Source organism: Limnohabitans sp. B9-3, from assembly GCF_002778325.1.
GTDB lineage: Bacteria > Pseudomonadota > Gammaproteobacteria > Burkholderiales > Burkholderiaceae_C > Limnohabitans > Limnohabitans kasalickyi.
Map to the genome: position 1 here is coordinate 332,831 of NZ_NESI01000003.1, position 25,034 is coordinate 357,864.

The following is a 25,034-nucleotide window of genomic DNA, read 5'->3' on the forward strand; positions in this document are numbered from 1 at the left end:
GCGTTATTTCCTAAAAAAGTGCTGCCACCAACGGTGCAGCGGTTGAAACAAAGCATAAGAGAAAAACCAAGCCCCACGCCTCGGGGGTTCACCCGATAGAGCGCATGAAAAGCGTTCAAAAAACTGCTCACTCAGACGCTGTGCGCTGGCTTGTACCAAGCGGTTGCCAAGTTGCGCCAAGGTGCCTTGAAGTTGTGGGTCTGCGGTCCAAACCAGGCGCGTTTGCGCTCCAACTTGTCGCAAATGCACCTGCACTTGGGCTTGTCCGCTGCCCAAGGCCCCGGCTTGCCCTGAGACGTGCAAACGGCATTGGGCATGCTGTGCGTCACCGCTGGGTTCGACTTCGGGCGTGAGTTGCACCGTCGTCTCAAATTTCGCAGACACCGGGCCTAGACCGACTTTGACGGTGGCTTGATAGTGATGTGTGGCCAACAAACGCAGGGTCGAACACCCCGGGATGCTGGCCTGCAAGATGACGGGATCGAGCAGCGCTTGCCACACACGGGGCAGCGTGGCATTCAGAACGTGTTCGCCGGACAGCGTTTGTTCAGGTGTGCAGCCTGCATTGTGGGGCGCCTCTGGTGTGCGCGATGCAGGGTTGGCCCCGTGTCGATTCACGCGCGGCATAGCGGCCAATTCGCCGGTTTGCTGCGCCAAGGCGCGTCGGCACAACACCGCCATCAGATGAGCGCGGTAGTCTGCGCTGGCATGCACATCGCTCAATGCCCCTTCCTTTTTAGCTAACACCTCGTCGAGTGCACGCACGCCCCACTGGCCGTTGAGCGCTTGCTCGGCTTCTGACCAACGCACGATGCCATGTCCCAGGCCCGTGACCGCCACGCGCACCTTGTGTTGGATGTCGCGTGCGACGGCCACGCCCACCAAAGCGAAACGCGACGCCGGTTGCTCGTACTTGAGGTACTGGGCTGATGTGATGCGCGGAAACTTCACACCCACGATCAATTCACCAGGGCGCAGCGCTGTGGTAAATAAGCCTTGAAAAAACTCATCTGCTGACAGGTCACGCTGCGTGGTGACCACGGTGGCCCCACAGGCCATCACACCGGCTGGCCAACAAGCTGCCGGGTCGTTGTTGGCCAAAGAGCCGCCCAGCGTTCCCACGTGGCGTATTTGCGGATCGGCAATGCCACCCGCTAGGTGCGCGAGCATGGGGCACCACGTCTGAACGTCTTCGCTGTTGGCTACCGCTTCGTGCGTGACCATGGCACCTATCCACAAATGATCGGGGTGGCGTTTGATGTGTTGAAGTTCTGGCAGGTCCTGCAAGTCCACACAATGCGTGGGATGGCACAGGCCCAGTTTCATGGCCGCCAGCAGGCTTTGTCCCCCTGCCAAGGCTTGTGCGTCTGGGTGTTTAGCCAGCATGGCTTGCGCTTGGGCCAAGCTTTGCGGGCGAAGGTAGCCGGTGTTTTTCATGGGGCAGTTGCACCCGGTGCAGACGAGCGCAACAACGTCAGGCCTTCACACACCGCTTTGACAATGCCTTCATAACCTGTGCAGCGACACAAATTACCTGACAAGGCATGACGCACCGCTTGGTCTTCGGCTGGCACATCTTCTTGCACCATGGCCAGAGCGCGCATGACCAAACCGGGCGTGCAAAACCCGCATTGCAAGGCATGGTGCTTGCTGAAGCACTGCTGCATGACATGCAGGTCTGATGCGTTGGGCGCCACACCTTCGATGGTGGTGATGTGCTGTCCGCTGCATTGCATGGCCAAGCGATTGCAGGACTTTACGGCGGCACCATCGACCAGCACGGTGCAAGCCCCGCACTGGGCAGTGTCGCAGCCTTGGTGTGTGCCGGTGAGTTGGCATTGTTCGCGCAACACATCCAGCAGCAAGCCCGACGGTGCCACGTCCAAGCGCAAGGCTTGACCATTGACATGCAGCTGCAGCGAGAGCTTCATGTCAGGCCGTGCGCAAGCCGCACTGGGCAAACGCTTGGCGTGTGGCTTCGCGTTCGGCTTCGGTCAGTTGCAGCAATGGACGACGCACAGGCCCGCCGTGTTGACCGAGCAACTCTTGCCAGTACTTGCCATGCGCTTGGGGTTTGCCTTTGGGTTTGCTGTGTTTGATGGCGTCGCGCACGGGGTCCAAACTGTCGCGCACTTGGCGGGCTTCGTCAAACTTGCCTGCAAACGCAAGTTGGGTGTACTCATTCATGCGTTGGTCCACTTTGGATTGCAGCAAGAAGGGCGGTGTGGAGCAGAGGTAGAGCTTCCAGCCGAGTTCGATGACGTTGTCTAACCAATCGGGTTCGTCAGGATTGCTGACGTGAATTTTGTCACCCACCATTTCGGTCAATCGCTTATATCTGGCGCGGTCGGTGCTGTATTTGATCGCCACCACGTTTGGCAATTCGGCAATGCGGGCGCACAACTCGGGGCTCATCACGTAGCCGCAGTCGGGGTGGTTCCACATGGCCAAGCCGAGGTCTATTTTTTCGGACAGGTAACGGTAGTACTCGTAAATGGTTTCGTCGGTGTCTGCCCCAAAGTGCAGCACGGGGCTGTGCACGATCACGTAGTCAGCACCCACGTTTTTGGAGTGCTCGGCCAGCTCCAACACCACATCGAGGTTGGTGTCAGAGCAGGAGGTGACGATGCCGCAGGCACCTGCGCCGTTGCGGTCACCTGCGTCGCTGGCGACTTCTACCGAGAGGTCGATCAAACGCTTGCGTTCTGCGATGGACATCGAGAAAAACTCAGCCTGCTTACCAGCAATAAAAATGCCACCCAGTTTCAAGTCGTTGATCCAGTGGTTCAAGTTGTCGCGGTAGGCCTTTTCATCGAGCTGCAAGGCATCGTTGAAAGGGGTGAGGTTGGCCGCCCAAACGCCCACCATGTGTTCGCGTGCGTATTCCTTGGCTTCTGATTTTTTGTATGTCATGGTGTTTCCTTTTCAAAATGGGTCGACAAAACACGCCAGAGTTGTTCTGACGTGAGGGGAAGTTGCAAATCGAATTCGCCCAAAGGCGAAAGCGCATCACGCGCGGCATTCATCAACGCAGCGGGCACGCCAATGCAGCCCGCTTCGCCCACGCCTTTGGCCCCCAACAGGTTGTTGGGACTGGGGGTGTGCATGCTGCTGATGTGGATGGGGGGCATGGTGTCGGCGCGCGGGATGGCGTAGTCCATCAACGAGCCGGTGATGAGTTGGCCTTGGTCGTCGTAAACCAAGCGCTCCATCATGGCTTGACCCAAACCTTGGGCAGCTCCGCCTATCAATTGACCGTGCACCAACTGCGGTTGCAGCACATGGCCTGCGTCATCGACCCAAGTGATCCGCTCGATGGTGGGCGTGCCGGTGTCGACGTCGATGCGCATCTGTGCAATCACGCAGCCGTAGCTCCAGGCTTCGCTGGCGGTGAATTTTTCTTCCGCGGTGATGGGCAGTGCTTCGCCACCCTCGCGGCGAGCCAGCACAGTACGACACGCTTGCACGATGGCACTGCCCCCAATGGCCGTGCTGCGGCTGGCCAATGCACCGGTGCCCGCTGGGCAGAGCTCGGTGTTGCCCAAATGGACCTCGACCTGCCTAGGCGCGCAGCCCAAGGTGTCGGCGGCCAATTGTGCAAACGTCGTGACGTGGCCTTGGCCCTGTGCGGGCGCTCCGCTCGCTACGGTGACGCGTCCGTCTTCATGCAGGATGACGCGTGCAGATTCCCAGCCTTGGCCGCAAGGCTCCACATACAAGGCCATGCCGATGCCCACCATTTCGCCTTCACGGCGACGTTGGGTTTGATCCGCGCGCGCCTGGGTGTAAGCAAATTGTTCGCAGGCTTTGTGCAAAGCCAAGGCGTAGTCGCCTGAGTCAAGCACTTCGCCGGTGGGCGTGGTGTAGGGCATGGCGTCAGCCGCAATGAGGTTGCGCTTGCGCAGTTCTACTGGGTCGATGTCGCACCGACGGGCGGCTTGCTCGATCAAGGTTTCCATCAGCAATGCCGCTTCAGGGCGGCCCGCACCGCGGTAAATATTCACAGGTGCCGCGTGCGCACGGGTGGCCATGCCTTCGATGTCGATGTGTTGCAGCGCATAAGGCCCAGGCAAGATACGCGCCGCATTGCGCAGCGGCACCACGGCCGAAAAAGGCAGCCATGCGCCCAGCGTGAAATGCAGCCGCGCCCACAAGCCTTCCAACAGGCCTTGGGCGTTGACGTGCAAGCGACCTTCCAGCACTGAGCCACGGCCTTGCATGCCCGCCACAAAATCATCCGAGCGACTGGCCAGCCACTGCACGTTGCGTTGCAGGTGCTGTGCCGTGAGGGCCGTCAGCAAGTCTTCCGGACTGACCGAGGCTTTGGCGCCAAATGCGCCCCCGACATCGGGACTGATGAGCAGCACCTGTTCGGTCGGTAGATTCAGCACGCGGGCCACATCGGCCTGTGCGCGTGAGGGGGTTTGTGTGCCCAGCCACACGGTGATGCGATGTGGGCTTTCCACATCCGTCGTCGCGTCGATGCCGTGCACCCTGGCACTGCAGGCGCGTGGCTCCATGGGCATGGCGCTGACACGTGGCGAGCGGATGTTTGCCTCCACCACATGCGCGCTGTTTGTGGGCATTTGGCCACTGCGATGCTGGGTACGTGTGGTGGCGTCTTCGGATGCGAAGTCATTGCTTGGCGGTAAGGTGTGCAGGGTCAAGGTGACAGCGCCTGCGGCTTCACGTGCGATGGCTTGGCTGGTGGCAACGACGATTGCCACAGGTTGGCCTACATAGGCCACACGGTCAAGCGCGAGCAAAGGAAACGTGGTGTCTTGCGTCACGGGCAACAAAGGGTTGTGGGTGGGCAGGCTGTGTTGCCCCAAGTCGTTGCTGGTCAGAACCGCCAGCACACCGTCAATTTGTAAGGCCGCATCCGTTTGAATGCCCAGCAGCTGTGCATGCGCTTGTGGGCTGCGCACAAAGGCGATGTGGCAGACGTTGGGAATCACCACGTCTTGTCCAAAACAGCCTTCTCCCCTCAGCAAGGCGCTGTCTTCGCGGCGCAGCGTGTTGGTTTTGGCTTGATGCAGCGATGCTGCATTGCCAGAGGGGAGCGTGGAGTTCGGGTGAGTCACTGTTGAATTTAATCAAACCTTGCGTGTGCGTGGCGCGATAAAAATTGAACAATCGTGCAGTCAATTTGTTGAATCAGGGATGGCCATCAGCGGCATAAACTCTGGCTATGAGTTCCAAGTTTGCTGCTTCCAATTTGAGTTTGAGACAACTGCGTGCCTTTTTGGCAGTCGCGCATGCGTCGAGCATGACCCGCGCTGCTGAAAAACTTCACCTCACACCCTCGGCTTTGTCGATGTTGGTCCGCGGCATGGAGGATGACTTAGGCGCACGATTGTTTGACCGGACCACGCGGCGTTTGGTCTTGACCGAGGCAGGCCTTCAGTTTTTGCCGACTGTGGAACAGGTGTTTGTGCAATTAGAAGCAGGCATTGCGGCGTTACAAAACACACAACAAGTGAAGGCAGGACGCTTGCGCGTGGCGGCCTCGCCTTTGTTGGCGAGTGCGTTGTTTCCGAAAGTCATTGCGAGTTTTCGTTTGCATCACCCGCAGGTCAAGGTCACGTTGCTGGATGCCTCAGTCGAGTCTTTGCCCGATTTGGTGCGTCGCGGTGAGGTAGATATGGCGGTGTGTACGGCCAGCAGCGATGCCACTGATTTAGTGGCCACACCTGTCTACACCGACAAGCTGATGCTGGTGTGCCCCAGTGCACACCGATTGGCAAAGCGGCGTGAGGTCGAGTGGCAAGATTTACTGGATGAGCCTTTGATTTTGATGCGCCACGGTAGCGGCTTGCGTGCACTGGTCGACAAAGCTTTTGCCAAATGGAACAAACACATGCAGCCCGCCTACGAGGTGTCGCAAGTGGCCACGGCCTTGGGTTTGGTCAGTGAGGGCGAGGGTATTTCTGTGTTGCCCTCTTACGCGATCTCGCGGGCGCAAACGCTGTCGTCGGCCACCGTGGTGGCGACGGTCGATTTGGTCTCACCCAGCGTGTCGCGCGAAATTGTGGCCTTGACCAAAGAAGGGGCTGAGATGACGCCCGCTGTGCTGATGTTTGTGGATCAGTTCAAGAAACATGCGGGAGCAGGGCTGTTTTGATCAAAAAAGCCCAGCAACTTGCTGGGCTTTAGGTGTGTAGCGCTAGTTAGGCCTTGGTGTGATAACTCGTCACACGTTCCACTTCGTTCTTAGAACCCAAAATCACGCTCACACGTTGGTGCAGTTGTGTGGGTTGGATGTCCAAGATGCGTTGTTGGCCGTTGGTGGATGCGCCACCCGCTTGCTCGACCAACCAGCTCATGGGGTTGGCTTCGTACATCAAGCGCAGCTTGCCGGCTTTGCCGGGTTCACGCTTGTCCCAGGGGTACATGAACACGCCGCCACGGGTCAAGATGCGGTGCACATCGGCCACCATGGAGGCAATCCAACGCATGTTGAAGTTCTTGCCGCGTGGGCCTTCTTCGCCTAACAAACATTCGTCGATGTAGCGCTTCACGGGTTCGTCCCAGTGGCGCATGTTGCTCATGTTGATGGCGAATTCTTTGGTGTCAGCGGGAATGCGCACGTTTTCTTGTGTCAAGACAAACGAGCCTTGCTCACGGTCCAAGGTGAACATGGCCACGCCATCACCCACGGTCAAGACCAAGGTGGTTTGGGGCCCATACACGCAATAGCCCGCTGCCACTTGGGCGGTGCCAGGTTGCATGAAGTCGTCTTCGCTGACGCCTTTGTTGGGGTCGACTTTTTTCAACACGCTGAAGATGGTGCCGATGCTCACGTTCACGTCGATGTTGCTGGAGCCATCGAGGGGGTCAAACATCAACAGGTATTCACCTTGGGGATAGCGGTTGGGCACCACGTGGATGCTGTCCATTTCTTCAGACGCCATGGCCGCCAGGTGGCCGCCCCATTCGTTGGCTTCGATCAACACGTCGTTGGCGATGATGTCGAGTTTCTTTTGCACTTCGCCTTGCACGTTTTCGCTGCCCGCCGAGCCCATGACGTCGCCGAGTTCGCTGCCCAAGGCACCCTTGTTCACGGCGTGGCTGATGCTTTTACAAGCGCGTGCCACCACTTCGAGCAACAGGCGCAGCTCAGACGGGATACGGCCTTTGGCGCGTTGTTGTTCGACCAAATAGCGGGTGAGAGAAATGCTCATGAATCAGTCCTTAATGGGAAAGGGCGCGGGAGACAACCTCGCGCACATCGTTGCTTAAATCGGCTTTGGCGGAGACACGTTTGATCGCCTCGTGCGCGGCGGTGCGGTAGGGCTCGGCCAGCTTGCTCCAACGGTCCAAAGCGCGCGCCAAACGGGCGGCGACTTGGGGGTTGATGGCGTCGAGCTCCAACACGCGCTCGCTCCAAAACACGTAGCCTGCGGCATCGGTGCGGTGGAAGGCACCGGGGTTGGCACTGCAGAAACTGAAGATCAGGCTGCGGGCACGGTTTGGGTTCTTAATATGGAAATCGGGGTGCAGCATCAGGTGACGCACCACGGGCAGCACGTTGCCACCGCGGTCAGGGCAGCCAGCTTGCAGGGCAAACCATTTGTCCATCACCAAAGCTTCATTGGAGAAGAGGTTGTAAAAGCGCTGCAAGGCATCGGCGGCCAAGGCGTGGCCACTGCTGACCAAGGCATTCAAGGCGTTGAATCGGTCGGTCATGTTGTGGGCGTCTTTGAAGCTTTGCAGTGCGCGGCCTGGCCACACCACATCGCCGGACTGGCGGGCGTCTAAACACAGCATGGTTAGCGATAAGCCGCTTAAGGCGCGGCGTCCGCTGGACAGAGGGTCGGGGCGGTAGTTGCCGTTGTCGCGGTGGGTGTTGAAGGCCCAAGCCCAATCGTCGTGCAACTCGCGCGCGAGTTGGGCGCGCATGGCTTCACGCACGGCATGGATGCGCTGTGGGTCCACCACATCGAGCTGTTCGGCGATGTAGGTTTCAGAGGGCAGCGTCAGCACCAGTTCTTTGAACGCGGCATCCAAGGTGGGGTTGCGAAGCACGGTGCGCAGGGCTTGCACCAAGGCCGCGTCGAGCACTTGCGAGAGTTCACCCTTGGCTTTCACGGCTGAGAGTGCGGCACTCAGGCACAGGCGTTGTGCGGCTTCCCATTGGTTGAACGGGTCGGTGTCGTGCGCCAAGAGCGTGAGCAATTGGGCAGGGGTGAAGGCCATCTCCAACACCACGGGCGCGCTGAAGTCACGCAACAGCGATGGCACAGGGGCTTCGTCGCTGGTGACGGGTAAATCGTGAAATTCAAAGGTTTGTGTGGCTTCGGTGAGCACCAGCAATTGGCTGGGCAGCACTTCGCGGCCATCGGCGCCGATCAAGCCCATTTGCACGGGAATGACAAACGGGGCTTTGACGTCTTGGCCTGGGCTGGGTGGGCAGCTTTGGCTCAAGGTGAGGGTGTAGCGGCGCGTGGTGGCGTCGTAGGCGCCCGTCGCTTGCACACGGGGCGTGCCTGCTTGGGCGTACCAACGTTTGAATTGCGGCAAATGCTGGGCCAAGGCCGACTGGGGGTTCGCGTCGGCAATGGCTTGGGCGAAGTCGTCGCAGGTGACTGCTTGGCCGTCGTGGCGCTCGAAATACAGCTTCATGCCTTGGGCGAAGCCTTCACGCGATGAAATATTGGAAGCTGGCGTTGCCGCCAAGGTCTGCATCATGCGGACGACCTCAGAGCCTTTTTCGTAAATCGTGACGGTGTAGAAGTTGTTGATTTCCACATAGCTGTCCGGACGCACGGGGTGGGCCATCGGACCTGCATCTTCGGGGAACTGTGCAGTGCGCAACAAACGCACGTCTTCGATGCGCTTGACGGCTTTGGCCGATGCTGCAGCGGCGCGGCCATGCGCAGGGTCTGTGGCGCTGACGGTCAATGCCTCAGCGGCCAAGTCTTGGCTGAACTCTTGGTCGCGGAAAACGGTGAGGCCTTCTTTGAGCGAGAGTTGGAACCAGTCGCGGCAGGTCACACGGTTGCCAGTCCAGTTGTGGAAGTACTCATGGCCCACCACGCTCTCAATGTTGGCGTAATCGGTGTCGGTGGCGGTGGACGAGTTGGCCAACACAAACTTGGTGTTGAAGACGTTGAGACCCTTGTTCTCCATCGCGCCCATGTTGAAGTCGCTGGTGGCGACGATCATGAAGCGTTCCAAATCAAGGCTCAAGCCAAAGCGTTGTTCGTCCCACGCGATGCTGGCCATCAGCGAGTTCATGGCGTGTTCGGTTTTGTCCAAGTCGCCCGAGCGCACGAAGACTTGCAATACGTGGTCTTTGCCCAAGCGGGTTTTAACGCGTTGTTCGCGGCACACAAACTGGCCAGCGACCAAGGCAAACAAGTAGCAAGGCTTTTTGTGCGGGTCGACCCATTTGGCAAAGTGACGGCCGTCGTCGAGCGGGCCTTCTTCCACCAAGTTGCCGTTGCTCAGCAGCACGGGGAAGGCGGCTTTGTCGGCGCGTAGTGTGACGCTGTAGTTCGACATCACATCCGGGCGGTCCAAGAAATAGGTGATGCGGCGAAAGCCTTCGGCCTCGCACTGCGTGAAGAACGAGTCGTTGCTGACATACAAGCCCATGAGCTTGGTGTTCTTGGCGGGCAGGCAGGTCGTGAAAATTTCCAGCGCGAAAGGCTCATGGCCTTCCGGCAAGTTCTCCAACACCAGCTGGCTGCCGTCCATCTTGAAGGAGGTGCCTTGGCCGTTGACCAGCACGCGCGCCAAATTGAGCTCGTCGCCATCCAAACGCAGAGGCTGTGCCGCCACGTCGGGGTTGCGGCGCACGGTCATTTTGTTGAGCACGCGGGTCTTGGCGGGGTCCAAGTCGAACGTCAGGTCGACGGTGTCGATCCAAAACGCGGGCGCGGTGTAATCCGCACGTTGAACCAGTGGGGCAGTGCCTTCACGCAGCATGATGGTGTCCTAGAGAGAGGGAAAAGGGCGAAAAACGGGCGAGCCGTTAAACGCCTTGTTTGAGCGAAGCTTCAATGAATGCATCCAAATCGCCATCCAGCACCTTTTGGGTGGCTGAGATTTCGACGTTGGTGCGCAAGTCTTTGATGCGGCTGTTGTCCAGCACGTAGCTGCGAATTTGATGGCCCCAGCCCACATCGGTCTTGGTGTCTTCGAGCTTTTGTTGTTCTTCTTGGCGCTTGCGCATTTCAAAGTCATACAAGCGCGAGCGCAGGCGCTTCCACGCCACGTCACGGTTGCTGTGCTGGCTACGGCCATCTTGGCACTGCACCACGATGCCGGTGGGCATGTGGGTCAAACGCACGGCAGAGTCGGTTTTGTTGATGTGCTGACCACCCGCGCCAGACGCACGGTAGGTGTCGGTGCGCACGTCGGAGGGGTTGATGTCGATCTCGATCGAGTCATCAATCTCTGGGTACACAAACACCGACGCAAACGAGGTGTGACGACCGCCCGAGCTGTCAAAGGGCGACTTGCGTACCAAGCGGTGCACACCCGTTTCGGTGCGCAGCAAACCAAAGGCGTATTCGCCTTCGATCTTGATGGTGGCGCCTTTGATGCCGGCCACGTCACCGGGGGATTCGTCTTCCACCGTGGTTTTGAAGCCCTTGCGTTCGGCGTACTTGAGGTACTGACGCAACAACATGCTGGCCCAGTCGCAGGCTTCGGTGCCACCGGCGCCGGCTTGGATGTCGAGGAAGCAATTGAGCGGGTCCGCTTCGTTGCTGAACATGCGGCGGAATTCGAGCTCTTCGATGGTTTTGACCAAGCCTTGTGTGTCCGCTTCGATGGTCATTAAGCCGTCTTCGTCGTTGTCGGCCTTGCTCATTTCAAACAACTCGGTGTTGTCTGCCAGCTCTTGGGTCAGGCGGGTGAGGGTGACCACCACGCCATCGAGCGTTTTCTTTTCACGCCCGAGTTCTTGAGCCTTTTTGGGGTCGTTCCAGACCGTGGGGTCTTCTAGCGAGGCGTTGACGGTGCGCAGGCGTTCGGCTTTGGCATCGTAGTCAAAGATACCTCCGGAGGTCGACCGTACGCACGCTCAAGTCTGCGAGGGTGGTGCCAATGAGGTTGGTGCGTTCAGCTTCCATGATGGTGTCTTCTTTACGAGTCTGGGAAAACCGTAGATTTTCTCACGTTCAGAAGTCGTGGCTGTACGCCAGCAAAAAGCCTGCTTTCCCAAGCAACGACGCTTGCACCGCATGGTCCCCCGAGAAGCGATAGCCCAACGATGGAATGATGGCGGGCGCAATGCCGAAGTTGTTGAACGGGATCTTGTCTTTGTAAGCCCCTTTGTAGCCATAAATCAGGCCACCAGAAACCTTGACGAACACGTCTGGGTTGCCCAGCACACCCGTCCAGCGTTGACCCACAAAGCCGTACAGCGAGGGTTGACCAAAGGAGTTGGTGAAAAAGGCGAGGCCGCAAAAACGCCCGCTGGCGTCTTGGCGCTCTAGGCCAATCAAGCGCACAGGGCGGTGTTCTGGGTTGTCACTCCAATGCTTGGCATAGGGCGAAAGCATCAATTGCCAGGGTTTGGCATGGGGGGTGTCCGGTGTGTCGTCCGCCTTCAAGGCACTGGGGCAGGGCTGCCAGCGGTGTGCGTCGCTCGATAATTCACCTGTCTGAGCGTGGGCTACAGTGATTGCCCCTAAAAAAGCCATCCAAATAAGCAGATGGCTTGTTAATTTACAACGCATTCAAAAACCTAGTTTTGGATCAAAAGTAGTCAATTTTAGGTCAGGTTGATGTCAACGCCGTGTCATCGCTGCTGGCCCTATGTCTTGTAGGGGGCCGAGGGGGTTGTGCTGCACGTCTACCTCGCGAACTTCGGGTTGCCCGCCCCAAGAGCGGTACACCACCGTCTCATCGACCAACAAAATCAAGGCATTGAAGCGCCAGCCTGTGGTTTCGGAGCGACGCCGGAAGTTGGTGAAGTCAGCCAAGAAGCCTCCTGTGCGGGCTTTGCTGATTTTGGAGATGCTCACCTCCCAGCCATGACAGGCGTCACGCGCATTGATGCACATCAGGATGCCAGGCCCCAAATCGGCTTTGGTCAAGACGGTGCCATTCACCACGCGCCGCACGATATCGGGGTAGGACAAGATCGTGGTGTTGGGTTGATAGGCTGGACCGAGCTTCAAGGCCGACACCTCTGCGGCGTGGCTTTGCATCGGCACCAAGCTCTCAATGGCGGTGCGTGCCTCGTCAAAGGTTTGAAACGTGGGCGATTCGGTGCGCGCTTGCGGCAACAGACTGGTACAGGCGGCGAGTCCCGAGCAGGTAGCCAGCAAGGCGAGTCGCGTCATCGCGCGGGAGAGAGGGTGACGTTTGGGCATAAAAAAAAGCGCATTGCGATGCAATGCGCCCTTGTTTGAGGGATTGCTCGACTTAGAAGCGTGAACCAACCGACAACGCAAAGCCTTTGGCAGAGATGTTGTCTTTGTCAAAGTAGTTCATGTAGTCCAGTTGGCCGTAGACGGTTTTGGTGAAGTTGGTTTGCACGCCAACGCCATACGACAAATCGGTGCCTGTGTGCGAACCCGCTGCCGATGCGGTGATGTCTGAGCGTGTCACACCCAAGCGTGCAAACACCAAAGTGTCTTGCGTCAAGGCCATTTTGGGTTTGATGTGAATGCCGTAATTGCTGACCGTGGCGTTGAAAGCGCCGCGGTCGTCTTTGGACATCGTGGTGGTGTACATGCCTTCCACCGCCAACGTGGGGCTCAAGTCTTTACCAATGATGAAGCGTGCAGCTTTCGGCTTGGAAGTGCTGGCAGCGCTGTCGCCCACTTCGAGGGGTGAATAAGCAATTTCACCGTAATAACCCACGTCAGCGTTGGAGCGACTTTGCGCTTGTGCGCCAGTGCCCATCAGTGAAGCCAAAAGAGTGAGAGCAACGAAATAAGTGGTTTTCATACAAGGTCCTTTAAAAGAGTCTTGATGGTCCATCTTTGTGGGTGTGGCGTCTGTGTGCTGCCACACGTAGGCACACTTTTTTTAATGTGTACGTCAGCAGACAGACGCATCGGTTTTAACTTTGAACAATCAGCCGACACGTTATGCATGACGTGCGGTTCGATCTTTATTCATTTTTTGAAAGCCACTATGACACTCCAAGACACCCCCAAGCACGACATCAAGCACGACACCGCTACCGCGAGCACAGAGCATCAGCACCATGTGCAAGCCGCTGAGCATTTGGAGCTTGCAGCGAAGTCCCACAAGGAAGCCGCCAAGTTGATCAGTGCAGGCGACCACAAAGCTGCCTTGCAACATGTGGAGACGGCTAAAACCCACACAGCACATGCCAGTGATCATGTGAAAGAAGCACAGAAGAAAAGCATGTCAGCTGTGAAAGCTCACGCTTAAGCTGTTGCTTAAAAGGAAGCCGCCAACTGAAAGGTTGGCGGCTTTTTTTATGCAAAAACCAGACGCATGAGTTCGCCCATGCGCTCAAAGTAACGGTCAGCCAATGGGGTGGTGACCAAGTATTTGGTGCGACGGTCTCCCTTGTGAAACACCATGTCGATCAACAAGCTTTCGCGCAAGGTATCGACACGGCGATGGATAGTGGCTGGACTGGCCAGGTGCTGCAGTGCCATGGTTTGCATGACCGTCAAAGGATGTCCTTCGGCGTTGGCAACCGCAATGATGCCCAAGAGCGCTTGGCCGTCGGGTGTGATGTTGGGGGGCAGGTTATCGGTGTGCGGAAATTTGCAAAGCGATAAAAATTGAAGGTACGAGTTTTGATGCGACATACTGACTTTCAAAACGCAAAAGATACGGAACCCTCGAAGGCTCAAAAGCGCAAGACGGAGCGTCGCCGGAGTTTTTCTCTGTCTTGCGCGAGGATGGCTTATCGAGCCGCTGGACGTGAGCCAGTTACGTCAATGTCCACACGACGATCCGGCTGCAAGCAAGCGATCACAGCGGCTGAGGTTTTGATGCCTTTGCATTCACCCTCTGCAGTCGCTGGCGCGCTGCTGCCTTTGCCCACGGTTGTGATCTTGGCGGCAGATAAACCACTGGTGTTGACCAAGTAATTTTTCACAGCCTCGGCGCGTTGCAGCGACAACTTTTCGTTATAAGCCGCTTGACCAATACGGTCGGTGTGGCCTTCGACCGTGATGTGGTCATACTCGACGCCTTTGAGTTCTTGGGTGAACTTGTTCAACGCTTCTTTGCCACCCAGGCGCATGTTGGCGTTGTCAAAGCCAAACAACACGTCGGCGTTAAAGCTCACACGCAAACGCTCAGGCTTAGGCGCGGGAACAGGCACAGGTGCTGGCACTGGCGTTGGCGCGGGTGCAGGGGGTGCCACGATGATGATGGGCTCTGGTGTTGGCGCTTGTTGATAGACCACGCGCTCCACCACTTTGGGTGCGGGCTCGGGGGTGCGACCAAACGGAAACACCAAGCTCAAAGACGCCACGTTGATGTCGCCTTTGTTGCCCACCGCGTCGTTGATGCGGTAACGCTCCAACTCGCCGCGCAGCGCCATCGAGGGGCTGAACTGGTACGCAAAGCCAAAGCCCGCTTTGTAGTTGGTTTGGGTTTTTTGTGGGTTCGGGTCGAGGATCACCACGTTGCCTGTGCCTGTGAAGGTGTCACGTGCGCGTGCATTGTGTACACCCACGCGGCCCAACAAAGACAGTTGGTTGTTGATGGGCAAGGTGCCCACCAAGTCAAGGTTCACACCGTCTAACTTGATGCGGCCATCGAGCGAACCCGTTGGGTTGGTGGTTGACTTGAAGCCAAATTGACCCAAGTTGAAATAGCCCGCTTCCACACCCCAGTAGGGGCTGAATTGGTAGCCACCAAAGACTTTGTAGGCCGCATCGCTCTCATCGCGCGTCATGCTGGTCGTTGTCATGCTGGGGTTGGCGCTGAGCAAGTTGGCGTTGATGCGGTCCACATCAATTTTGGAGCGGGCTTGGCCCATGCCAATACCCCCGTAGTAATGGCCTTCGGCTTGCGCGTGGGCGGTGAGGGCACTGAAAGTGCTCAGGCCGGCGAGACTCAACAGGCACAAGGCCCGAAGTGGTTTCAGTTGGAATTTTTTCATACGTTTCTTTCTAGGGTTGATAAAACAAGAGGGATCAAGGGGCAACGACGGTGGTGTTGACCATCGTCACGGAGGCATTCAGACCGATGGCGCGGCCTGTGAGGGTGGTTTGTTGGGTTTGTCCGGCGGTGGAGATCGTCACGCCGGCTGAGGCGAGGATGGTGCCCACCATCACGCTGCCGTTTTCAATGCGTGCGGCACTGCCCACTTGCCAAAACACATTCTTGGCTTGTGCGCCATTGAGCAAATACACGTGGCGTGGCGTGGCGACCTGGCCAATCGTCAGCGACGAGCTCATTTGGAATACCCACACGGCGTTGGGGTCGCCCAATGCATCCAGCGTCAAGTCACCCGTCGTGATGTCAAACGAACCACCAGGCGCTGAGTACAAGCCAGGGGCGAGCGTGGCGCCGGCCAATGAGCCGCTGCTGTAAAGCACGGGCGTGAGCGTGGCCAAGTCGGTGTAAGCCTGCAGCGCATCGGCGGCGCCTTGTGTCGCAATCGCCATCGTGGCCGTAGTGCCAGGGAATGGTGCGTTGCAATAGACACTGCCATTGACCAAGCCGATGTTCAACGTGGTTTCTGTGAAGACGTTCACAGCATCATGAAAGCCGGTGATGGCCGTACACACGGCGGTGGTGCCCAAGTGGCCATTGACCACGGTGTTCACCCCTTGGTTGGTCACGCCCGCGCCACCACCAAAGCTGCCGAAGGCGGCGATGGTGCGTAAATTCACGGGTGCCAAGCAGGCCTGAGTGCCCGTGGTGAAGTTCCAAGTGAAGGCGCTGGCCATGGGGTTGGCGGCCAAGTCTGTGACGCCCGTGGTGACAGTGGCGACCAAGTTGGTGCTGGGTGCAAAACCGGTGGGGTTGGTGGGCACAAAGGTGGCCACTTTGCTGGGCGCGTCATACGTCACCGTGCCGGGCACCAACACGCTGGCGTTGGTCAGGGTGAAGTTACTGGCGCTGATGGAGGCCGGCGCCATGGCTTCGCTGAAAGTGGCGGTCACGCTCTTGGTCAAACACACACCTGTCGCGCCATTCAACGGACTGACCAAGGTGACGGTCGGTGCGGTTGTGTCACCGGTGTTGCTGGTGGTGAAGGTCCACACAAAGTCGGTGGCCAAGGTGTTGTTGGCCAAGTCTTTCGCTAATGTCGTGATCGTGGCTGTGAACAGGGTGTTGTTCGCCAATGTGTTGGGTGACGTGGGGGTGAACGTGGCCGTGCGGCTGCTAGGCGTGAAGCCCACCGTGCCGGTGACGGCTGTGCTGGTGGCCATGTTGGTCAAGGTGAAGCTGCTGGCGTCGATGCTGCTGGCCGTCATGTCTTCACTGAAGGTGGCGCTGATGGCTGTGTTGTTGGCCACGCCTGTGGCTGCATCGGCTGGGAAATTCACAGTCACGGTGGGGCGTGTGGTGTCGGGCAGCGCAGCCGTGGTGAACGTGCTGGTGAAGGTGCTGGCGAGCGGGTTGCCAGCCAAGTCTGTCATTGCGGTGCTGAGCGTCACGGTGTAGAGCGTGTTGTTCGCCAACGGCGTGGGCAAAGTGGGCGTGAACACCGCTGAGTTGCTGGAGGGCACGTAGAGCACCGTGCCTGTCACGGCGGTGTTGAGCGTGGTGTTGCGCAGCGTCATGGTGCTGGCGGTCACCGTGCTCGGCGCCATGCTTTCGCTGAAACTCACATTCACATTGGTGTTCACGGTCACGCTGCCGGCGTTGTTGAGTGGGGTGATGGCGATGACGGTGGGCGCCGTGGTGTCCGCAGCCGCAGCGGTGCTGAATGACCAGACATACGGAATGAGCAAGGCCAAGCCTGTGCTGTCTTTGGCGTCGGTGTTGATCGTGGCTGTGCAAATGGTGTTGCTGGCCAAGGCCGCTGTCGGGTGAAGTGTGGCGGTGCGCGTGGGCACGTCGTACGTCAGCGTGGTGGCCACAGTGCCGCCGTTGACGCAATCCAATGCAAAGCTGTTGGTGGTCAGCGTGCTTTCAGTCATGGGTTTGCTGAAGGTCGCAGACACCACCGTGTTGATGGCCACGTTGCTGGCGATGGGTGACGTGTTAGCTGGTGACGTCCAAGTGACCGTGGGCAAACTGCCTAAATTGGCAGTGCCCAAGATGGGGGACTGGCCACCGCCGCAGCCGACCAAATAAGCCACGGAAGCCAGCGTCAAAACGCGACCTGTGGTTTGACGAAATCTGTCGAGAAATTTCATAAGTTCTTTCGTGTGGTGTGTTCACCTGAACACTGGCCATGGACGAATTTGAAAAGAGTTGGCAATCTGCGTCTGTTCGTTAACGAACGTTCAATGTGCATTTCTAGGAGCGTGGGCTAACGCACAGACACGCACAGCTTGACGCTCTAAATTCGCGCCAAAGAGGTCACTCTTTTAAACCGCGGACTCCAACTTACTCAAGGAACTTTTATGAAAATTCGTCATGCCTTACTCACCTCATTGGTCGCCTTGGTCGTCATTGCCAGCACAGGTTGCGCCGTCACCCGTGACCAAGAAACCATGGGCGCCTACATCGATGACAGCGTCATCACCACCACTGTAAAAAGTCGTTTCTTTGACGACAAGAGCGTGGACGGCTCATCCGTCAGTGTTGAAACTTTGAACGGCACTGTCATGTTGTCGGGCTTTGCCAAAAACACGACCGAAAAGAAAACGGCTGAAACCATTGCTTGGAAAGTCAAAGGCGTGAAAGCCGTCAAAAACGATTTGATCGTTCGCCCGTGATCTAGGTTTCAGGTCTCTCCTTGGTGCCCCGCGAGATGAAAATTTCGCGGGGCTTTTTTACGTTTTATTTTTTAATTTCGTGGCCAATGACGCCGCCAATGGCAGCGCCACCGATCGCACCAGCCGCGCTGCCACCGGTCAAGATTGAGCCGCCAATGGCCCCCGCACCCGCGCCGATGGCAGTCGATTTTTCGCGTTCAGACATGCCAGCGCAGCCGGTGAGATAAATGAGCACGCTGATGGCGATGACGCGGGCGGCGTTGCGTTGAATGGAGGAAAGGGTGTGCATGAGAGGCTCCTTAAGGGTGAGTGAATGACCTGTTCGTGTAGACCGAACAGGTGGACCTTAGGGACGAACAAAGCTGCGGTCTGTGCGGTGCTGCACTGTGTGCGTCAACAGACAGATGCGGCGCAAATTGCCCTCTATCTTTCGGGGTGTCTCTTCACCTCAACTTCGAAAGCTCACCATGACCGATCACAAAATGTCTTCTCTCGACAAAGTCGAAACCCTGCGTGCTGAACTCTCAGACACGGTTCAAGATCTGATCAACGAAGCCAAGCCTATGGTGGACCGGGTCGCCCACCGCGCTTCCAAGCGCGTCAGCGACTTGGCCCACGAAGGCATGGAGGCCGCTTGCCATGGCAAACATGTGTTGGAAGACGAGGCGCGTGATGCCAGCGAGAAAGCCATGCGCCTGATTCGCCGCGAGCCCTTCAAGGCCATGCTGATCGCGGCCGGCGTAGGGGCTGCTGCGGTGGCGGTGGTGGGCTTGATGACGCGCTCGCGCACACACTGATGCTCTCGATGTTGCTCAAACTCATCGTCAAGCAACCGAGCTTGCTGCTGAACCATGCGCAGGCCTACACCGACTTGGCGTTAGACGAGACACGTCGTTTAACCCGACGTTGGCGCACCCAAGCCACACTTTATGGATTGAGCTTCATCAGCTTTGTTTTAGGTTTGGTGTTTGGGGGCGTTGCACTCATGCTGTGGGCGGCTTTGCCGGTCACAGCAGCGCAGACCAGCTGGGTTTTGTTGGCGTTGCCTTTGGTCTGTGAGACGCTCGCTTGGGCTTTTTACCTTGCCGCACAAAGTCGTGCAGCGCCCCCAGCGTTTGCCATCATGCAAGAGCAACTTAAATTGGATGTGTTGGCCTTGCGTGAAGCACGGTCTGCGCACTCCGTATGAGTACCCCGCTGACACCCGAGCAGCGCTTGGCCTTGTCACGCGAGCGCATCCGGCTCGCGTTGCAAGAGCCGGCGTGGGGGGGCTTGTTGCGCTGGCTTCTAGCGCGAGCGACTAAATAGCCAAGACATCCGGTAGCAGGCGGTCATATTCTTTTTCACCACGGCGTAGCACTCGCAGGTGCGCGCCTCCAACCCCACCCGATCTGTGACCGTGATGTGGCCTCGCACATAGCTGATCAAGCCGGCTTTTTGCAAACGTCCGGCCGCTTCGGTCACGCCTTCACGGCGAACGCCCAGCATGTTGGCGATCAACTCTTGCGTCATCACAAGGTTGGAGGTGGTCAGTCGGTCCATGCTCAACAACAACCAACGGCAAAGTTGCTGGTCCAGGGAGTGGTGGCGGTTGCAGACGGCAGTTTGCGTCATTTGGGTAATCAGCGCTTGTGTGAAGCGCAGCAGCAGATGAATCACAGGCGGTGAGTTGTTGAACTCATCTTTTAAAAACGGTGTCCGCAGCCGGTAGCAACGACCGGCGCTTTGCACCACCGCCCGACTGGGGGTGGTTTCGCCGCCCATGAACAGCGAGATGCCCACCATGCCCTCAAAGCCTACGACGGCAATTTCTGCCGACGACCCATTTTCTAAAACAAAGAGCAGTGAGACGATGCAACTTTCCGGAAAGTACACATATTGCATCTTGCCGCCCGATTCGTACAAGACTTGACCGAGGGCCAAGTCCACCAATTCGAGTTGGGGTTGCCAGCGGCTCCAAACGTCATCATTGAGCGCTGTGAGCAGGTGGTTTCGGCATCTTTTGGAGTCATATGACATACGTCACCTTTGTTTTAATATTTATCAAAGGTGACTGTAGGGCTTGGGGCCCATTACTTATGTTCGCTAACGAACAAAGTCCTCAATCAGTTGGGCCAATTGTTGCGGCTGATCATGGTGCAACATGTGGCCAGCATCTTCAATCACGGCATGTTGTAACTGGGGCACCGAGGCAATGCGCGCCATAAAGTCGGCCAGTGTGTATTTGTCTTTCCACCACTGGGTGAGACTGTCGGTGCCCGCCACTACGCACAGGGTGGGTGCGGTGATGCGCTCGTAAATGGCCTGAACTTCGTCCGCCTTGAACAATTGGGCGTTGGTCACCTTGTGCGCTGCATGGCCCAAGATGCGCCATTCGCCTTGGGCATTGGCCTGTGACCAATGCTCGGCCAGCCAATGTGCTTTGTCTGCACCTAAGCGCGGGTTGGTTTTCATCAAACGTTGGGCCACGCCTTCTAAGTTGGCATAGGGCTTGAGGTCCATCTCGCCACGCTGAATGGCTTTGAGCTCGTCCATCCATTTGGCATAACGCCCGGGTGCTTGTGAAGGCCGTGAGGCGGGCATGCCAAAGCCCTCCAAGTTGACCAAGCGTGCAATGCGCTCAGGTCGAATGCCGCTGTACATGGTGGCAATGTGCCCGCCCATGCTGTGGCCCACCAAATTAACAGGGCGATCGCCCACGTAGTGGTCGAGCAACTGGTCGAGGTCGGCCAAGTAGTCAGGAAACCAGTAGTTGTCGATGCCGGGCGTTTCGGTCAGGCCAAAGCCGCGCCAGTCGGGGGCAATCACCCAGTGGTCGTGGGCCATGGCGTCGATGACGAATTGGAACGAGGCCGACACATCCATCCACCCATGCACCATCACCAGCGGCGTGCGCTCGGGGCTGGGGGTGCCCCATTGGCGGACGTGGTAATTCAAATGTCGTATAGGTACAAATTCGGTGCGGGAGGCTTTTTGGATTGGGTACATTCTTTCCATCATAAGGAAGCACCCGATGAGACAGCGTCAAACACATGACACCCTAGCGCCCCTCGATTTCTACAACGCCATGCAGCAAGGCTTCGGCTGGGCTGTACCCGAGCACGTCAACATGGCCGAGTTGTGCAGCCGTCGTTGGGCCGCCTTGCCCGATGCGGCGCAGCGCGTGGCCATCGTGGCGCACCAAGCTGCGACTGCAGGTGCGCAGAGCGCTGCGCCGCTGACCTTCAGCTATGCCGAGTTGCAGCAGGCCGCTGATGCCCTCAGCCATGTGTTGGTTGCTCAGGGCGTGCAGCGCGGTGACCGCGTGGCCATCGTGTTGCCCCAACGCTTTGAGACAGCCGTGGCCTACATGGCGGTGCTGCAAATGGGCGCTGTGGCCATGCCCTTGTCGCTGTTGTTTGGCCCCGACGCCTTGGAATACCGCTTGCAAGACAGCGAGGCCGTGGCCGCCATCGTCGACGCCTCGTCGGTGGGCAACCTCTGGGCGGTGCGCGAGCAGTGCCCCGCCTTGCGTGACGTGATTGGTATTGATTTAGAACATGCCGACGACATGTTGCGCGTGGAGGTGGACTACGCCAGCGCCATCGCTGATCAACAGCGCCAATTCACGGCGGTGCAAACCAAGGCCGACGAAGCGGCGGTGTTGATCTACACCAGTGGCACCACGGGGCCACCCAAGGGGGCGCTCATTCCGCACCGTGCCTTGATCGGCAACCTCACGGGCTTTGTGTGCAGCCAAAACTGGTTTGGTTTTTCAAGCGATGCAGCGTCGACCGCCCCTGCAGGCGAGAGCCAAGCCGTGTTTTGGTCCCCCGCCGATTGGGCGTGGACCGGCGGCTTGATGGATGCCTTGCTGCCCACGCTTTACTTTGGCCGCCCCATCGTGGCGTGGAACGGGCGCTTCAGCCCCGAACTCGCCTTCACCCTCATGCAGCAGCACGGGGTCACACACACCTTTTTGTTCCCCACCGCGCTCAAAGCCATGATGAAGGCGTTCCCCGCGCCCAGCGCTCAGTTCAAGCTCAAGCTGCAAGCCCTCATGAGTGCCGGTGAGGCCGTGGGCGACGCGGTGTTTGGTTATTGCCAATCGCAGCTGGGCGTTACGGTAAACGAGATGTTTGGCCAAACCGAGATCAACTACATCGTGGGCAACTGCGCCATGAACGGCCAACCACGCGACGGCATTGGCTGGCCCGCCAAGCCCGGCAGCATGGGCAAAGGCTATCCCGGCCACCGCGTGGCGGTGATCGACGACCACGGCCAAGAATGTGCCGTGGGCGTGCCCGGCGACGTGGCCTTGCACCGATTCAACCAACATGGCCAGCCCGACCCCATTTTCTTTTTGGGCTATTGGAAAAACCCAGCGTCCACCGACAAGAAGTACACGGGCGACTGGTGCCGCACCGGCGACATCGCCACCCGCGATGCCGACGGCTATCTTTGGTACCAAGGCCGTGCGGACGACGTGTTCAAGTCAGCCGGTTACCGCATTGGCCCCAGCGAGATCGAAAACTGCTTGGTCAAACACCCCGCTGTGGCCAACGCCGCCGTGGTTCCCAAGCCCGACCGCGAACGCGGTGCCTTGGTCAAAGCTTACGTGGTGTTGGCGGTGGGTTTTGAAGCCTCCGACGCCTTGGTGCAAGAACTTCAAAACCATGTGCGCGGCCAGCTGGCGCCCTATGAGTACCCCAAAGAAATTGAGTTCACACCAGAGCTGCCCATGACCACCACCGGCAAGGTGCAACGCCGTGTCTTGCGCCTGCAAGAAGAGGCCCGCGCCAAGCTTTAGACTTGTCAGCTTTTGAAAACCCCCTTTGTTGGAGTTGTTCCCATGACTTTCCCCCTCGTTCAGCTGGGCACCAGCGACTTGCGCGTGACCCCCATTTGCTTGGGCACCATGACCTTTGGTGAACAAGTGAAAGAAGCCGACGCCCACGCCATCCTCGACCGTTCGCTGGCGCGTGGCGTGAACTTCATCGACACCGCCGAGATGTACGCCGTGCCCGCCAAAGCCGAGACCTGCGGCGCCACCGAGACCATCATTGGCAACTGGTTGGCCAAAAACCCAGGCGCCCGCGAAAAATTGGTGCTCGCCACCAAAGTCGCAGGCCCCTCACGCGGCATGCCTTGGATTCGCGAAAACAGCGGCATGAACGGCCAAGACATCTTGGCTGCCTGCGATGCCAGTCTGCGCCGCTTGCAAACCGACGTCATCGACCTCTACCAAATTCACTGGCCCGAACGCCATGTGCCAGCGTTTGGCATGGCCTATTACGACCCCAGCAAAGAAAAATCGGTTACCTCCATTCACGAGCAACTCGACGCCTTGGCCCAGTTGGTCAAAGCCGGCAAGGTGCGCTACGTGGGCTTGTCCAACGAGACGCCTTATGGCGTGCATGAGTTTGTGCGCTTGGCCGAGCAACACGGCTTGCCCCGCGTGCAGACCGTGCAAAACCCGTATTGCCTGCTCAACCGCACCTATGAAAACGCACTCGACGAAACCTGTCACCGCTTGAACGTGGCCTTGCTGGCTTATTCGCCCTTGGCCTTTGGCCTGTTGACCGGTAAATACGACGAAGGCGGCATTGACGGCCCCACCGCACCCCAAGGCGCACAAGGTGGCCGCATGTCCGCTTACGAGAGTATGCGCAAGCAACGCTGGGGCCGCCCCGAAGCCTTGGCCGCAGCTCGCCGCTACAACACCTTGGCTCGCGACAACGGCATGACGCCCACGCAAATGGCCTTGGCGTTTTGTTACACCAAGTGGCAAGTGGCCAGCACCATCATTGGCGTCACCTCGGTGGCGCAATTGGATGCCGACTTGGACGCGTGGGGCACTACGCTGTCGCCCGAGGTCTTGGCCGCCATTGACGCCATCCGTTGGGACGTGCGCGACCCCGCGCTGTGATTGAGGTTGTTTATGTTTTCTGATTCTTCAACCGTGTTGCTGCTCGTGGTGGGCGCGTACTTGGTGGGCTCTTTGTCGTTCGCGGTCATCGTGAGCCGCGTGATGGGCTTGGACGACCCTCGCACCTACGGCAGCCAAAACCCAGGCGCCACCAACGTGCTGCGCTCGGGCAACAAAAAAGCCGCCATCGCCACCTTGTTGTTTGATGCCCTCAAAGGCTACTTCCCTGTTTTGCTGGTCAAGCTTTACGGCCCCGACTTTGGCTTGGACGACCGCGCTGTGGCCTTGGTGGCCATCTCGGCCTTCATCGGTCATTTGTGGCCTGTGTTCTTTGGCTTCAAAGGCGGCAAAGGCGTTGCCACGGCTGCAGGTGTGTTGTTTGGCGTGGAACCCGTCTTGGGCGCAGCCACCATGGGCACATGGCTGATCGTTGCCGTTTTCTTCCGCTATTCCTCGCTCGCCGCCTTGGCCGCCTCGGTCTTTGCCCCTGCTTACTACTGGCTGGGCGACACAGTGGCTTGGGCCACCAGCGACGCCGAGTTATTGGCTGTCGTCGCCATGAGTGCCTTGCTGCTGATGCGCCACAAAGACAACATCGCCCGTTTGGTCGCGGGGCAGGAGACGCGGATTGGGGCGAAGAAGGCGGCGTCAGAAGACGCCTCTTAAGTCAACGGCATCTGCTGTTGCATTGCAAGAAAAAGGGCCTCACGCGTGAGGCCCTTTTTCTTTTTAGAGGTGCGTTTGCTTGTGGGAATCTGTGTGACTGTCTACAATTGTGGTAAATCCTGAAAGGCACACCATGTCAACCGTTTCCATGCGCATCGATGAGTCTTTGGTTGGCGCAGCCCGTGTGGCTGCCAAGGCAGAATTTCGCACCGTGCAGGGGCAGGTCGAGTTCTGGGCCAAAGTGGGCCGCGCCGCGCTGGACAACCCCGATTTGCCTGCATCGTTCATTGCCGAAAGCCTGATGAGCCTAGGCGAGCCACGAGAGGACAGCACGCCCTTTGTTCCTCGCAGTACCGCCAACACGCTGCCAGCATGAGCTGGCAAGTGCTGCAAACGCGGCGCTTTGCCCGCGTTTACAAAAAGCTGACCCAAGTCAGTCTGATTGCCGACACGGATGCCGCCGTGGGGGCCGTGGCCGACAACCCCGACGTGGGCGAGCGCAAAAAAGGCGACTTGGCACAACTGTGGGTCTACAAGTTTCGCAGCCAAGGCCAGCTGTACCTGCTGGGCTACACCCGAGAAGACACCGTGCGCCTGATTTACCTAGAAGCCATGGGTCCGCACGAAAATTTTTACAGGGATTTGAAGCGCTGAGTTTTGAT

25 protein-coding genes and 1 pseudogene are annotated in these 25,034 nt (G+C 58.3%); 10 read left to right on the top strand and 16 right to left on the bottom strand.

The window, feature by feature from the left end; translation table 11 throughout:
- Positions 1-3: 3 nt before the first annotated feature.
- The 4 genes from B9Z42_RS06980 to B9Z42_RS06995 are packed head-to-tail and all read right to left on the bottom strand — an operon-like array spanning position 4 to position 5,084.
- The gene (locus B9Z42_RS06980) at positions 4-1,437 is read right to left on the bottom strand and encodes an FAD binding domain-containing protein (protein WP_100132620.1); all 1,434 of its coding nucleotides are present in this window, start codon (positions 1,435-1,437) and stop codon (positions 4-6) included.
- Positions 1,434-1,931: a (2Fe-2S)-binding protein gene (locus B9Z42_RS06985; RefSeq protein ID WP_100132621.1), complete on the bottom strand. Its 498-nt coding sequence runs from the start codon at positions 1,929-1,931 to the stop codon at positions 1,434-1,436. Before B9Z42_RS06985 ends, B9Z42_RS06980 begins: the two co-directional genes overlap by 4 nt.
- A 1-nt stretch (position 1,932) precedes the next feature.
- Positions 1,933-2,913 (bottom strand): dihydrodipicolinate synthase family protein, encoded by a 981-nt coding sequence (locus tag B9Z42_RS06990; protein ID WP_100132622.1) that lies wholly within the window; start codon positions 2,911-2,913, stop codon positions 1,933-1,935.
- On the bottom strand, positions 2,910-5,084 hold the full coding sequence (locus B9Z42_RS06995; protein ID WP_199171999.1) for a xanthine dehydrogenase family protein molybdopterin-binding subunit: 2,175 nt from the start codon (positions 5,082-5,084) through the stop codon (positions 2,910-2,912). The genes B9Z42_RS06990 and B9Z42_RS06995 overlap by 4 nt, the downstream gene beginning before the upstream one ends.
- Before the next feature lie 107 nt (positions 5,085-5,191).
- Between B9Z42_RS06995 and B9Z42_RS07000 the strand changes: the two genes are divergently transcribed.
- Positions 5,192-6,124, top strand: coding sequence for a LysR family transcriptional regulator (locus B9Z42_RS07000; RefSeq protein ID WP_100132623.1), 933 nt, complete (start codon positions 5,192-5,194; stop codon positions 6,122-6,124).
- A gap of 46 nt (positions 6,125-6,170) precedes the next feature.
- Here the strand turns inward: B9Z42_RS07000 and B9Z42_RS07005 are convergent, their stop codons facing one another.
- The 6 genes from B9Z42_RS07005 to B9Z42_RS07030 form a co-directional block, all read right to left on the bottom strand.
- Positions 6,171-7,184, bottom strand: coding sequence for a class 1 fructose-bisphosphatase (locus B9Z42_RS07005; RefSeq protein WP_100132624.1), 1,014 nt, complete (start codon positions 7,182-7,184; stop codon positions 6,171-6,173).
- Between the two features lie 10 nt (positions 7,185-7,194).
- On the bottom strand, positions 7,195-9,933 hold the full coding sequence (gene pepN, locus B9Z42_RS07010; RefSeq protein WP_100132625.1) for an aminopeptidase N: 2,739 nt from the start codon (positions 9,931-9,933) through the stop codon (positions 7,195-7,197).
- A 46-nt stretch (positions 9,934-9,979) separates the two neighbouring features.
- A protein-coding gene (gene prfB / locus B9Z42_RS07015; protein ID WP_100132626.1) for a peptide chain release factor 2 occupies positions 9,980-11,084 on the bottom strand; the annotation gives its coding sequence in 2 pieces (ribosomal slippage) (positions 9,980-11,002 and positions 11,004-11,084; 1,104 coding nt in all).
- A 48-nt stretch (positions 11,085-11,132) separates the two neighbouring features.
- Positions 11,133-11,657: a hypothetical protein gene (locus B9Z42_RS07020; protein WP_100132627.1), complete on the bottom strand. Its 525-nt coding sequence runs from the start codon at positions 11,655-11,657 to the stop codon at positions 11,133-11,135.
- 87 nt (positions 11,658-11,744) lie between these two features.
- Positions 11,745-12,332 (bottom strand): hypothetical protein, encoded by a 588-nt coding sequence (locus tag B9Z42_RS07025; protein ID WP_143474049.1) that lies wholly within the window; start codon positions 12,330-12,332, stop codon positions 11,745-11,747.
- A 52-nt stretch (positions 12,333-12,384) separates the two neighbouring features.
- Positions 12,385-12,912: an outer membrane beta-barrel protein gene (locus B9Z42_RS07030; RefSeq protein ID WP_158235920.1), complete on the bottom strand. Its 528-nt coding sequence runs from the start codon at positions 12,910-12,912 to the stop codon at positions 12,385-12,387.
- A gap of 189 nt (positions 12,913-13,101) precedes the next feature.
- Between B9Z42_RS07030 and B9Z42_RS07035 the strand changes: the two genes are divergently transcribed.
- The gene (locus B9Z42_RS07035) at positions 13,102-13,365 is read left to right on the top strand and encodes a hypothetical protein (protein WP_199172000.1); all 264 of its coding nucleotides are present in this window, start codon (positions 13,102-13,104) and stop codon (positions 13,363-13,365) included.
- Between the two features lie 47 nt (positions 13,366-13,412).
- Here B9Z42_RS07035 and B9Z42_RS07040 read toward each other — a convergent pair whose 3' ends face one another.
- From B9Z42_RS07040 to B9Z42_RS07050, 3 genes are all read right to left on the bottom strand, one after another.
- Complete coding sequence (locus B9Z42_RS07040; protein ID WP_100132630.1) at positions 13,413-13,754, bottom strand: MarR family winged helix-turn-helix transcriptional regulator; 342 nt, start codon at positions 13,752-13,754, stop codon at positions 13,413-13,415.
- Between the two features lie 98 nt (positions 13,755-13,852).
- Positions 13,853-15,061 carry an OmpA family protein gene (locus B9Z42_RS07045; RefSeq protein ID WP_100132631.1) on the bottom strand — a complete coding sequence of 403 codons (1,209 nt, stop codon included), beginning with the start codon at positions 15,059-15,061 and terminating at the stop codon, positions 13,853-13,855.
- A gap of 34 nt (positions 15,062-15,095) precedes the next feature.
- Positions 15,096-17,273, bottom strand: coding sequence for an Ig-like domain-containing protein (locus B9Z42_RS07050; RefSeq protein ID WP_100132632.1), 2,178 nt, complete (start codon positions 17,271-17,273; stop codon positions 15,096-15,098).
- A gap of 210 nt (positions 17,274-17,483) precedes the next feature.
- Here B9Z42_RS07050 and B9Z42_RS07055 point away from each other — a divergent pair, with 210 nt between their 5' ends.
- Positions 17,484-17,798 carry a BON domain-containing protein gene (locus B9Z42_RS07055; protein WP_100132633.1) on the top strand — a complete coding sequence of 105 codons (315 nt, stop codon included), beginning with the start codon at positions 17,484-17,486 and terminating at the stop codon, positions 17,796-17,798.
- Positions 17,799-17,862: 64 nt separating this feature from the next.
- On the opposite strand, the gene B9Z42_RS07060 is transcribed toward B9Z42_RS07055, so the two are convergent.
- Positions 17,863-18,087: a glycine zipper 2TM domain-containing protein gene (locus B9Z42_RS07060; protein ID WP_100132634.1), complete on the bottom strand. Its 225-nt coding sequence runs from the start codon at positions 18,085-18,087 to the stop codon at positions 17,863-17,865.
- Positions 18,088-18,265: 178 nt separating this feature from the next.
- Between B9Z42_RS07060 and B9Z42_RS07065 the strand changes: the two genes are divergently transcribed.
- Together B9Z42_RS07065 and B9Z42_RS07070 are read left to right on the top strand one after the other, a co-directional pair.
- Positions 18,266-18,595, top strand: coding sequence for a hypothetical protein (locus B9Z42_RS07065; RefSeq protein WP_100132635.1), 330 nt, complete (start codon positions 18,266-18,268; stop codon positions 18,593-18,595).
- A gap of 8 nt (positions 18,596-18,603) precedes the next feature.
- On the top strand, positions 18,604-18,987 hold the full coding sequence (locus B9Z42_RS07070; RefSeq protein ID WP_143474051.1) for a hypothetical protein: 384 nt from the start codon (positions 18,604-18,606) through the stop codon (positions 18,985-18,987).
- 111 nt (positions 18,988-19,098) lie between these two features.
- On the opposite strand, the pseudogene B9Z42_RS07075 reads toward B9Z42_RS07070, so the two are convergent.
- Together B9Z42_RS07075 and B9Z42_RS07080 are read right to left on the bottom strand one after the other, a co-directional pair.
- A pseudogene (locus B9Z42_RS07075) lies at positions 19,099-19,817 on the bottom strand (Crp/Fnr family transcriptional regulator).
- A 66-nt stretch (positions 19,818-19,883) separates the two neighbouring features.
- On the bottom strand, positions 19,884-20,786 hold the full coding sequence (locus B9Z42_RS07080) for an alpha/beta fold hydrolase (RefSeq protein WP_100132637.1): 903 nt from the start codon (positions 20,784-20,786) through the stop codon (positions 19,884-19,886).
- A gap of 25 nt (positions 20,787-20,811) precedes the next feature.
- On the opposite strand from B9Z42_RS07080, the gene B9Z42_RS07085 reads away from it, so the two are divergent.
- From B9Z42_RS07085 to B9Z42_RS07105, 5 genes are all read left to right on the top strand, one after another.
- On the top strand, positions 20,812-22,587 hold the full coding sequence (locus tag B9Z42_RS07085; RefSeq protein WP_369806850.1) for an acyl-CoA synthetase: 1,776 nt from the start codon (positions 20,812-20,814) through the stop codon (positions 22,585-22,587).
- Between the two features lie 42 nt (positions 22,588-22,629).
- Positions 22,630-23,706, top strand: a complete 1,077-nt coding sequence (locus B9Z42_RS07090) for an aldo/keto reductase (RefSeq protein WP_100132638.1) — start codon at positions 22,630-22,632, stop codon at positions 23,704-23,706.
- Positions 23,707-23,718: 12 nt separating this feature from the next.
- Complete coding sequence (plsY, locus tag B9Z42_RS07095) at positions 23,719-24,372, top strand: glycerol-3-phosphate 1-O-acyltransferase PlsY (protein ID WP_100132639.1); 654 nt, start codon at positions 23,719-23,721, stop codon at positions 24,370-24,372.
- Positions 24,373-24,505: 133 nt separating this feature from the next.
- Positions 24,506-24,748 (top strand): ParD-like family protein, encoded by a 243-nt coding sequence (locus B9Z42_RS07100; protein WP_100132640.1) that lies wholly within the window; start codon positions 24,506-24,508, stop codon positions 24,746-24,748.
- A complete protein-coding gene (locus B9Z42_RS07105) occupies positions 24,745-25,026 on the top strand; it encodes a type II toxin-antitoxin system RelE/ParE family toxin (RefSeq protein WP_100132641.1) in 282 nt (93 codons plus the stop codon). The genes B9Z42_RS07100 and B9Z42_RS07105 overlap by 4 nt, the downstream gene beginning before the upstream one ends.
- The last annotated feature ends 8 nt before the right edge of the window (positions 25,027-25,034 follow it).